This is a genomic window from Sulfitobacter sp. HI0129 (assembly GCF_001635395.1).
Lineage (GTDB): Bacteria > Pseudomonadota > Alphaproteobacteria > Rhodobacterales > Rhodobacteraceae > Sulfitobacter.
On record NZ_LWGH01000219.1, the window covers coordinates 1 to 10,817 of the forward strand.

Here is a 10,817-nt window from a genome sequence, read left to right on the forward strand (position 1 = left end):
CGTGGGTGACTGGCGGTTGGGCGGCCTGCGGCCCGGGGCATGGCGCTTCGCCTCACCGACCGGGCCATGAGGGCCGATCCCTTCAGGTAGAGATGGCGCGGGTGATCCAGACCCCGGCGGTGGCGGAGACCGAGGTGAGCACTACCCCCCAGGTCAAGTCCGTGGCGACCATCGTGCCGGTCCAGTCCTTCAGCGTCGCGTAGTTGGTGAATTCATAGGTCCCGTAGCCGAGCGCCCCGATCAGCGCAGCATTCCCCAGCACCCAGAGCATGCCGCGCCCTTCCGTAAGCGCGGGCCACGACACGAACCAGAGCAGCACCGCCACGTAGAACGCATAAAAGACGAAGGCGGGGACGAGGCGGAAATCCTCCAGCAACAGGCCGCCCACATCCTTTTCGAAGGTCGGCTTGATAAGAAAACTCAGCCCGACGTAATCGAGCCCCATGAAAATGGCGAAGGTGACGGCATAGAGGATGACGAGGGTCATGGCGCGGCTCCCGGTTCGGTGTTCGGCCTCCATATGGGCCGATCGTGCGACGGGTCGAGCATTATCTGCCGCCACGCGCGCCCCACCCACAGGCGGGGCCTAAAGCTTCTGGAATTGTGCTTCCTGCTGCGCGGACCAGCGCACCGCAAGATCAAAACCGCTGTCGGTTTGCCGTTCCTCGATCACCACGTCCTGCTCGAAGAGCCACGCGCGCTTGCGCCCCTCCTCGAAGGAGAGGGACAGATCGGCCTCCCGCAGGTGGCCCTGCAGCGCCTCGGCGATGGTCGATTGCAGGGCATCCAGCCCTTCGCCGCTGATCGCGGAAATGGCGAGCACATCCGGATCCCGGGCCGCCGCCGCGCGCAGGGCATCGGCTGCCTCGGGCGGCATCAGGTCGATCTTGTTCCAGACCTCGAAGGTGCGCGTCTGCTTGTCCACCCCGAGGGAGGCGAGGATATCCCGCACGTCCTGCGCCTGTTCCTCCGTCTCGCTGTGGGAGACATCGCGGACGTGGCAGATGATATCGGCGGCCAGCACCTCTTCGAGCGTAGCGCGAAACGCCGCGACCAGTTCCGTCGGCAGGTCGGAAATGAAGCCCACCGTGTCACTCAGGATCACCTCGGGACCGTCGGGCAGCACGAGGCTGCGCATCGTCGGGTCCAGCGTGGCGAAAAGCATGTCCTTGGCCATCACCTCCGCCCCGGTCAGGCGGTTGAACAGCGTGGATTTCCCGGCGTTGGTATAGCCCACCAGCGCCACGATGGGATAGGGGACCTTGGCCCGTGCTGCGCGGTGCAATGCGCGGGTCCGCACCACCTTGTCCAATTGGCGGCGCAGCCGGACGAGCTGTTCGTCGATCGCACGGCGGTCAGCCTCGATCTGGGTTTCGCCGGGGCCACCGACGAAGCCAAGCCCACCACGCTGCCGCTCAAGGTGCGTCCAGGCGCGCACCAGCCGCGTGCGCTGATAGTTCAGCGCCGCCATTTCCACCTGCAGCACGCCTTCGCGGGTGGCGGCACGGTCGCTGAAGATTTCGAGGATCAGACCGGTCCGGTCCAGCAGTTTGACCTTCCACGCCTTTTCAAGGTTGCGCTGCTGCACGGGGCTGACGTGGCCGTCCACCAGAACGAGTTCGATCTCGCTCTCCTCCAGCCGCTGGCGCAGCTCTTCGATCTTGCCGCTGCCAAAAAGCATGCCGGCGCTGACGCTGCGCAGGGGCACGACCTCTGCGCCCTGCACCTCCAGCTGGGGCAGCGCCTCGGCCAGTGCCACGGCTTCGGCCAGCGCGGGTTCGGGCGCACGACGATCGGGATCGCTGCGGATGTCCGGATGCAGGACCCATGCGCGGGTGACGCGGGGCCCTTCGGTTTCATCGATCTGGAAAGGAGGTCGGCTCAATTAGCCTCTTCACCCTCATAGAGAGAAATCGGCTGGCTGGGCATGATGGTCGAAATCGCGTGTTTGTACACCAGCTGCGATTGCCCGTCGCGGCGCAACAGCACGCAGAAATTGTCGAACCAGGTAATGACGCCCTGCAGCTTCACGCCGTTGATCAGGAAGATCGTGACCGGAACCTTGGTCTTGCGTACGTGGTTCAGGAACGCGTCCTGAAGGTTCTGTCTGTCAGACGCCATAGTCTCATTCGCCCTTTTTTCTTGCCGGTGTCCGCGGACCGGACCTCCCCATTCCGACCACTATGGAGCGCAAAGCACGGAGTTTCCAGCCCGAATCTCCGAAGCCCGCCCGAAGCGCCGGGGCTGACGTGTCAGCCGCGCCACAGATTGGGGGTCAAGAGCGCGATGATCGCCAGCGTCTCAAGCCGGCCCAGTATCATCGCACCGCAAAGCACGTACTTCGCCGCCATCTTCAGTTCGATGAGCCGGATGGGCGCGTCGTCGGCGTATTCAATGAGCGGCCCGGTGGTCGAAAGGCTGGCCACCGACATCACCAGCGCCTCGTCGAAGGAAGCGCCGATCAGGGTCAGCAGCAATGTCACCCCCGCCAGCGAAAGCGCGAAGAGCATGAAGAAGATCCACGCGATGAAGGCCCCGTTGCTTTGCAGCCGCCGCCCTGCCGCCCCCGCCCCGCTGACCGAGTTGGGGTGCACCAGCCGCTCCATCTCGCGCACGCCGTTCTGGTAAAGCGCGAAGACCCGCAACAGCTTTACCCCGCCTGCCGTCGTCGCCACGCCGCCGCCGATCAGCGCCAGCCCCATCAGGATCAGGCCCGGCGTCGCCAGCCCCGACCAGCTGCGCGCCTCGGCCCAATGCTCCGACACGAAGCCCGTGGTGGTCAGGAAGGACATCACGGTAAAGAGCGCCCCCCAGAGCGCCAAGCCGGCCTCGTAAAGGTTTTCTTCGGCGGCCACGTCATAGGCCCCGATCCAGTGGCGGGCAAAGAGCAACAGCGGCACGCCCGCGATCACGGCGATGCCTATGCGGAATTCAGGGTCGGTACGCAGCCCGCCTTGGGTGGCGGTGATCGTATCCTTGGAAAAGGTCAGCCGGGACAGCGCGAAAATCATGAAGAGCATCATCACCGCCTCGCCCGTCACACCGATGGAGGTGGAATTCTGCACCCCACCGATGGGCGAAATGCCCGATGTCGCCATCACCGACATCGCATGGCTGAGCGCCACCAGCGGGACCTCACCGCCGATCAGCAGCAGCAGGAACAGCACCAGCGTAAGGCCGGAGTAGAGCGGCAGCAGTGACTTGGTGACCCGGATGAGCCTGTGGCGCGGATCGACCGGCGCGTTGCGGATCCCGGCGGCGGGCTCCCTCCGGCCCGGTTCGGCCTGTGCGGTGACCTCGAAACCGCCAAGATGGAGCGGCGCCAGAATGGCGGAGGCGGCGATCCACATCAAAAGACCGCCCATCCAGCCCACCTGCGCGCGCCACAGGTGCAGGGTGTCATTGAGCCGCCCGGGCTCCTTGAACATGGTGGCCCCGGTGGTGGTCAAGGCGCTGACCATTTCGAAATAGGCATTGGTGAAACGCGTCGTGGGCAGTGCTTCAAGAAAGGGCACCGCCATTATCACCGGCAGAAAGACAAAGGCGGAAAAAAGCGACAGAAGCTGCGTCAGCGGCCCTTCGCGCCCGATCCGGCCCGCATGGGCCACGGCGATCAGCGTAAAGACCACCAGCCCCAGCAGCGAGGCGTAGAAAAAGGCGCGCGATGTATCGTGGTCATTCAGGACGAGCGCATGCAGCGCCGGAACCATCATGGACAGGACGGTGGCCCCGAAAAGCAACAGGAACAGCGGCAGGTTCATGATATCCCGCCGAATATGACTCTTGCGGCTCACGCGGCGCCCTTCCCTGCCCTGTCAGAAGAAATCGATCGAAACCTGCATGAGCTGCTCCACCGCCGGCACATCCTCGGCGAGGGCGAAGAGCACGATCACGTCACCCTCGTCGATCCGCATGCTGCCATGGGGTCTCACCACCTTGCCCGCCTTGCGGACCAACCCGATGAGCACGCCTTCGGGGAAGTCGATATCCGATACCTTCCGCCCCGCGATGGGCGAGGTGGAAAGCACTTCCGCCTCGATGACTTCCGCCTCGGCATCACCGATGGAATAGACTGCCCTGACCCTGCCGTGACGTATATGGCGCAGGATCGACGACACCGTCGTGGCGCGGGGGTTGATATAGGCATCGATCCCCAGCGGGGTCATCAGCGGCACCAGCGTGGGATCGTTGATCAGCGCAATGGCATAGGGGCAGCCCGCGGCCTTGGCCCGCACGCAGGACAGCATGTTGGTCTTGTCGTCGTCGGTGACCGCCAGCATCGCGTCGGCGCGCGAAATGCCCGCCTCGGACAGCAGCGCTGAATCGAGCCCGTCGCCGTTGAGCACGATGGTCCGTTCCAGCGCCTCTGCCGCGCGCTCGGCGTTGTGACGGTTCTTCTCGATCATCTTGGTGCGGATGCGTTTCAGCCCCGCCTCCAGATGTAGCGCCACCGTCAGCCCGACGTTGCCGCCGCCCACCAACACCAGCCGCTCCTGCTTGCTGGCCTTCTTGCCGAAGATCTCCATGGTGCGCTGGATGTCGTCCTTGTGCGAGAAGACATAGCAGTCATCCCCCACGAAAAGCTGGTCCTTGGCTTCGGGCGCGAAAAGCGTGCCGTCCCGGCGTACCCCCACCACCACGGCCCGGAGGGTGGAGAAGAGATCGGTCAACTGGCGCAAGGGCGTGTTCACGACCGGGCAGTCGGCCTCCAGACTGATGCCCAGCAGATGCGCCTGCCCGTCCATGAAAACCTCCGTGTCGAAGGCGGCGGGCGCGGAAAGGCGCTGCAGGGCGGCTGCGGCCACTTCACGTTCGGGGCTGATCACCACGTCGATGGGCATGTGATCGCGCCGGTAGAGATCGGAATAGATCGCGTCGAGATAGGACTGGCTGCGCAGGCGGGCGATCTTGCGGTTGATGCCGAAGACCGAATGGGCCACCTGACAGGTCACCATGTTGACCTCGTCGGAATGGGTGGCGGCGATGATCATCTCCGCATCGCGCGCCCCGGCCCGGTCGAGCACGTCCGGGTAGCTCGCGAAACCGGCGATGCCCTGCACGTCCAGCGTATCCGTGGCGCGGCGCACGAGGTCGGCGTTGCTGTCCACCACTGTCACATCGTTGCGTTCGCCGCTCAGGTGACGGGCGATTTGCCACCCCACCTGTCCTGCACCGCAAATGATCACTTTCATGAACCGGGGTCCCCTGATCTGGACCGGGCCGCCACCCGTGTTCAAGGGGCCGTCCGAACCGGTCCAGCCATGACAGAGTGGTAAAACGCGGTCAATTCAAATGTCCCCGGAGAGGGTGGGGCCAGTACGGGGGCACCCCTTTTCCGGTCAGCGCCCCCGTTTAAAGCCGGGCCCGCTCAGCTCGCGTGTTCCGCCTCTTCGTCTACATGGGCCACGCGCACGCCTGACTTGGCCGATGTCACCACCCCCAGCGATTTCAGTTTGCGATGCAGGGCCGAGCGTTCCATGCCGACGAAATTCGCCGTCCGGCTGATGTTGCCGCCAAAGCGGTTGATCTGCGTCAGCAGGTATTCGCGCTCAAAGGCTTCACGCGCCTCGCGCAGGGGCAGCGTGGCCAAGGCACCGGACAGGACTACGCGACCGTCGTCTTCCGACGGATCCTCCTCCCCCGGCAGTTCGCGTGCCTCGATGGGGCCCGAGCCTTCGCCGAGGATCAGCACGCGCTCCACGAGGTTCTTGAGCTGGCGCACGTTGCCGGGCCAGATCATCGTTTGCATCAGGGCGGTCGCTTCCTCGGTGATCTCGCGCAGCGGAAGGCCCTGTGTCGCGTTGAAATCGCTGATGAAATGCTGCGCCAGTGCCGGGATATCCTCGCGCCGGTCCTCCAGCGAAGGCACCGCGATCGGCACCACGTTCAGGCGATGATAGAGCTCCTGCCGGAAGGTCTCCGCCGCGATGGCGGCATCGAGGTTCCGGTTGGTGCTGGAAATGACGCGCAGGTCCACGCGGACCTTGTCATTGCCGCCCACCCGGGTGAACTGCTGATCCACCAGCACCCGCAGGATCTTGGACTGGGTGCCCAGCGGCATGTCCGCGACCTCGTCGAAATAGATGACCCCGCCGTGCGCCTGTTCCAGCAGCCCCGGCTCCACCCCGCGGTCTGGGGTTTCGCGCCCGAAGAGGACCTCCTCCATCCGGTCGGGGGAGACGCCGGCGCAGTTGACGGTGACAAAGGGCGCCGTCGACCGGGCGGAATGGGCGTGGATGTAGCGCGCGGCCACTTCCTTTCCCGCCCCGGCGGGGCCGGTCAGCATGACCCGTCCATTGGACTTCGTCACCTTATCGAGCTGGCTCACCAGCGCGCGGAAGGCGGCGGAGTTGCCGATCATTTCCGAAGAGGTCACGTCGCGCCGCTTCAGGCTGAGGTTCTCGCGCCGCAGGCGGCTGGTTTCCATGGCGCGCCGGATCACCACCAGAAGCTGGTCGATGTTGAACGGCTTTTCGATGAAGTCGTAGGCCCCCTGCCGGATCGCCGCCACCGCGATCTCGATATTCCCGTGGCCGGAGATGATCACCACCGGGATGTCGGGATTGTCCCGCTTCACGGTCTTGAGGATGTCGATCCCGTCCATCCGGCTGTCCTTCAGCCAGATATCGAGGATGATGAGCGCGGGCGCCTCGGTGTTGATGGCCTGCATCGCCTCGTCGGAATTGCCCGCCAATCGGGTGGCAAAACCTTCATCTTCGAGAATGTCCGAGATCAATTCCCGGATATCGCGTTCGTCGTCAACGATCAGAATATCGCTCATTTGCCTTCTCCGCTCTGCTCAGGGGGATGTGTGGGAACCAGAGGCAGCGTGATGACCGCCATGGCGCCGTGATGGGTCTGTCCGTCGAACACGGGCGCGTTTTCCAGCGTGAGGCTGCCGCCGTGTTCCTCGATGATCTTCTTGACGATGGGCAGGCCCAGGCCCGTCCCTTCGCTGCGTGTGGTGACATAGGGCTCGAAGAGGCGCGCGCGGTCTTCGGGCAGGCCGATGCCGTTGTCCGCCACGGTGATCCGCGCGGTGTCGCCCGACTTTTCGAGCCGCACTTCGATCCGGGGCTCATGATCTTCCGGCGCGCCCTCGCAGCGCAGGGTCTCGATCGCTTCGCCCGCGTTCTTGATCAGGTTGGTCAGCGCCTGCGACAGCATGGTGGAATCGACCTGCGCCATGGCAGGCTCATCCGGCACGTCCATCGCGATGGTGACATCCGGCTGCCCGGTCTGCTGCAAGAGCACCGCATCGCGTACGAGGTCCGACAGATCCTGGAGCGCGGTTTCGGGTTCGGGCATCCGGGCGAACTTGGAAAATTCATCGACGATGCGCCGCAGATCCGCCGTCTGCCGGATGATGACCCCCGTCATCTGGTCCAGCGCCTCGGCGCCCTCCCCGACCTTGCCGCCGAACTTGCGGCGGATGCGTTCCGCGCTGAGCTGGATGGGGGTGAGCGGGTTCTTGATCTCATGCGCGATGCGCCGCGCCACGTCGCCCCATGCGGCCATCCGCTGGGCGCTCACAAGGTCGGTCACATCGTCGAAGGCGACAACATAGCCTTCCAGGTGACCGTCGTCGCCACGCCGGGTCGCCATGCGCACCAGCAGATTTTCAAGGCTGCCCTGCCTGGCTACCTTCACCTCGGCCTGGGCCACCTCGCCCGGGCCGTTCGTCACCGTTTCGAACAGGGGGCCGAACTCCGGCACGGCCACGGATATCGCCAGCGACTGCTGGTCCTCGTTCCAGTCGAGCAACCGCATGGCGGAGCGGTTCACGAAGGTCACGCGCCCTTCGGGGTCCAGCCCCACAACACCCGAGGTGACCGAACTCAACACCGAATCGAACAGCCGCCGCCGCCGTTCGATCTGGCGCGTGTTGTCGAGCAGCGTGTCGCGCTGGCCCTTCAACTGCCGGGTCATCTGGTTGAAGTAGCGCCCCAGCATCGCGATCTCGTCGTCGCCCTCTTCCTCGACGACCTGAACGTCGAGATCCCCCGCGCCGACCTGCTGGGCCGCGCCGGTCAAGCGACCCACGGGCCGCGACAACCGTTCCGCGAACCACAGGCCAAGCCAGACGGCGGCAAGGATCAGGATCACCGCGAATCCGAGGTAGAGCAGGCCGAATTCAAACAGCAGCCGCCCGCGCTCCGATTCGAGCTGTTGATAAAGGTGCACCGTCTCCCGGGTGTCATCGAGCAGCGCGAGGATATCGCCGTCCACGTCGCGGGACACGTAGAGATAGCGATCGACAAAGGAATCGAGCCGCACAAGGGCGCGGAATTCATTGGCGGGCCAATCCTCGATCACCGCCACCTCTTCTTCGGAGGCGCGCTGGATGTCGGAAGGGTCCGGCGGGTCGAAGTCGAACAGGTAGGACCGGTCGCCGCGCGCGCGGATCTGGGCTGTCCCGTCGATCAGATAGGCTTCGCGCAGGCCCCGCTGGATCTGGCGCTGGCCTTCGCCGAGGATCTGGCTGTCGCTCGCCGCGATCCCCTGACGGCGGGCGCTGTCGATGCTCCGGGCGAGCGCCAGCGTATCCGCGATCAGGTCTTCGCGCTGCTCCAGCTCATAGGCCTGCGCCGCGGCGAGCGAACTGCCCACCACGCTCCGCACCCGTTCGGAAAACCACCCCTCAAGACCGAAATTCACGGTCAGCACGGCAAAGACCGCCACCGTGATCGTCGGGATCAGCGCCATCAGCGCGAAAACACCCGTCAACCGCAGGTGCAGCCGCGATCCCGCCGACTTGGCCCGCCGCGCCGCGATGAGCCGCGCCACCTGGCTGAGGACAAGTGCCGCAACGAGCAGGACATAGATCAGATCGGTAAGCAGGATGAGCCGCAGCGCGGGGCTGTTCGCCCCCTGCCCCAAGGGCCCAAGTACAAGATAGGTCGCCAGCGCCAGAACAGGCCCCAGCACCACCAGCCCAAAGGTGGAAAGATTGCGAACGCGTCGCACCCGCCGCAAACGGCCAAGCCTTATGAGCGCTGAACTGCGTGATCGGGTTGCCACCCGCTGCCCTCACCGATGATGTGATGCATCCCTGCATCAACCGCCATATTTTGTGGTCCTGATCCGGTCTGAAACCCGATGGCCACGTTTATGTGGCGGTTTTACATCATTTTGCGACCGCGTGTCACCTCTATATCGAGGTCGGTAATCTTCTTTCGTAGGGTATTTCGGTTAATTCCCAACAAATCCGCGCACTTGGCCTGATTCCCGGACGTTGCGGCAAGTGCGATTTCTATCAAGGGTGCCTCCACTTCGCGCTGGATCCGTGCGTAGAGGCCCGGCGGGGGCAAGGCGTTGCCGTGCAGATCGAAATAACGGCGCAGGTGCCGTTCGACCGATGCGCCCAGACGTTCGGTATTGGCCTGCGCGCGCAGCGGCTGCGGATCGGGCTCCGCGCCCAGTACCTGTTCGGCCTCCGTCTGGGTGATCTCCGGCGCGCGGCCCGTGAGGGCAAGCTGGCGCATGGCATGTTCAAGCTGCCGCACGTTGCCGGGCCATGTGTAATTGCCGAAGATCCGCGCGGCCCCGTCCGACAGGACGCGCCGCCCGCTGCCCGCGCTGTCCGACCGTTCGAGGAAATGCGCGGCCAGAAGCGGAATATCCTCCACCCGGTCGCGCAGGGGCGGTACATGCAGCGTGGCGCCCGAGAGGCGGTAATAGAGATCCCGGCGCAGGGTTTCGTTCTTCATCGCCGCTGTCAGGTCGGACTGGCTTGTGGCAAGAAACCGGGGGCTGTGTTCGCCCGGCGCGTCCATCATCCGGGCCAGCCGCGCCTGAAGCGCGGCGGGGATGTCGCCGATTTCATCCACCAGCAGCGTCCCGCCGCGCACCCGGGCCAATATGCGCGCGGGCCCTTCGATATCCTCCAGGTCCGCGCCGGTCACGGTAACGAAGGGCAGCGAACGACGATCGGAAAAATCGTGGATCGCCCGGGCGATCAGTGATTTCCCGGTGCCCGATTCACCCCAGATCAGCACCGGCAGTTCAGAGTTCATCACCCGGGCCACCAGCCGGTAGAGCGCCTGCATCACCGCCGTCCGCCCCACCAGCGGCAGGTCGTCCCGTTCGGGCGTCTCCTCCGGCTGCGGGGCCGGCATCCGGGGGGCCGCCCCCCGTTCGAGCGCGCGCGCGGTCCGCTTCATCAGATCCGGCAGATCGAAAGGTTTGGGCAGGTAGTCGAAGGCGTCCGCCTCGGCGGCCTTGATGGCCGTCATGATCGTATTCTGGGCGGAAATGACGATGACCGGCAGCCCGGGCCGGTCGGCGGCGATCTTGGGCAGCATCTCCAGCCCGTTGCCATCGGGCATGGCAACATCGGAAATCACCACGTCGCCGCGCCCCTCGCCCACCCAGCGCATCAGCGTCGTCAGGCTGGATGTCGCGTGGACCTTGCAGCCCGCCCGCGTCAGCGCCTGCGTCAGGACAGTGCGGATCGTGCGATCGTCGTCCGCCACCAGAACGGTTCCATCCATGCTCAGGACTCCTGTGATATGTCGCCGCGCGCCCGCGGCAGCGAAATGCGAAAGACGGTGCGCCCCGGAACGGAGGTAACGGATATCCATCCGTCATGCTCCGAGATGATCTTGCTCACCAGTGCCAGCCCCAGCCCGGTGCCGTTTTCTCGGCCCGATACGAAGGGATCGAAGACATCGGCCTTGATGTGCTCCGGCAGGCCGGTGCCGTCGTCGACCACCTCTATCTGCAGCGGCAGCGACTGGCCCGACCCGTCCGCCCGGCGCAACCGGAATGAATGTTCGAAATAGGTATGCAGCCGGATCGTGCTGCCCCCCGCTTCG

Annotated in this window: 9 protein-coding genes; all 9 read right to left on the minus strand. The window is 65.0% G+C overall.

From position 1 onward, the window contains the following. Positions 1 to 82: 82 nt before the first annotated feature. Positions 83 to 487: a DUF2177 family protein gene (locus tag A3764_RS02970; RefSeq protein ID WP_067920225.1), complete on the minus strand. Its 405-nt coding sequence runs from the start codon at positions 485 to 487 to the stop codon at positions 83 to 85. 99 nt (positions 488 to 586) lie between these two features. Beyond that, positions 587 to 1,885, minus strand: coding sequence for a GTPase HflX (hflX, locus tag A3764_RS02975; RefSeq protein WP_067920209.1), 1,299 nt, complete (start codon positions 1,883 to 1,885; stop codon positions 587 to 589). Then, entirely contained in the window at positions 1,882 to 2,121 is a 240-nt protein-coding gene (gene hfq / locus A3764_RS02980; RefSeq protein ID WP_067920211.1) for an RNA chaperone Hfq, read from the minus strand. Before hfq ends, hflX begins: the two co-directional genes overlap by 4 nt. A 131-nt stretch (positions 2,122 to 2,252) precedes the next feature. Next, positions 2,253 to 3,794, minus strand: a complete 1,542-nt coding sequence (locus tag A3764_RS02985; protein WP_067920213.1) for a TrkH family potassium uptake protein — start codon at positions 3,792 to 3,794, stop codon at positions 2,253 to 2,255. A 21-nt stretch (positions 3,795 to 3,815) separates the two neighbouring features. Continuing rightward, a complete protein-coding gene (gene trkA, locus A3764_RS02990; protein WP_067920215.1) occupies positions 3,816 to 5,192 on the minus strand; it encodes a Trk system potassium transporter TrkA in 1,377 nt (458 codons plus the stop codon). Positions 5,193 to 5,368: 176 nt separating this feature from the next. Next, positions 5,369 to 6,781 carry a nitrogen assimilation response regulator NtrX gene (gene ntrX, locus A3764_RS02995; protein ID WP_067920217.1) on the minus strand — a complete coding sequence of 471 codons (1,413 nt, stop codon included), beginning with the start codon at positions 6,779 to 6,781 and terminating at the stop codon, positions 5,369 to 5,371. Continuing rightward, positions 6,778 to 9,021 carry a sensor histidine kinase NtrY-like gene (locus A3764_RS03000; protein WP_330220257.1) on the minus strand — a complete coding sequence of 748 codons (2,244 nt, stop codon included), beginning with the start codon at positions 9,019 to 9,021 and terminating at the stop codon, positions 6,778 to 6,780. The genes ntrX and A3764_RS03000 overlap by 4 nt, the downstream gene beginning before the upstream one ends. 101 nt (positions 9,022 to 9,122) lie before the next feature. Next, complete coding sequence (locus A3764_RS03005; protein ID WP_067920219.1) at positions 9,123 to 10,493, minus strand: response regulator; 1,371 nt, start codon at positions 10,491 to 10,493, stop codon at positions 9,123 to 9,125. A 2-nt stretch (positions 10,494 to 10,495) separates the two neighbouring features. Continuing rightward, the coding region (locus A3764_RS03010) for an ATP-binding protein (protein WP_236628000.1) at positions 10,496 to 10,817 on the minus strand (322 nt) is incomplete at its 5' end.

Bases quoted from the DNA above. Each gene is read 5' to 3' on its own strand.
- ntrX (WP_067920217.1), bottom strand. From the start codon at position 6,781: ATGAGCGATATTCTGATCGTTGACGACGAACGCGATATCCGGGAATTG.
- hfq (WP_067920211.1), bottom strand. From the start codon at position 2,121: ATGGCGTCTGACAGACAGAACCTTCAGGACGCGTTCCTGAACCACGTA.
- A3764_RS02970 (WP_067920225.1), bottom strand. From the start codon at position 487: ATGACCCTCGTCATCCTCTATGCCGTCACCTTCGCCATTTTCATGGGG.
- trkA (WP_067920215.1), bottom strand. From the start codon at position 5,192: ATGAAAGTGATCATTTGCGGTGCAGGACAGGTGGGGTGGCAAATCGCC.
- A3764_RS03005 (WP_067920219.1), bottom strand. From the start codon at position 10,493: ATGGATGGAACCGTTCTGGTGGCGGACGACGATCGCACGATCCGCACT.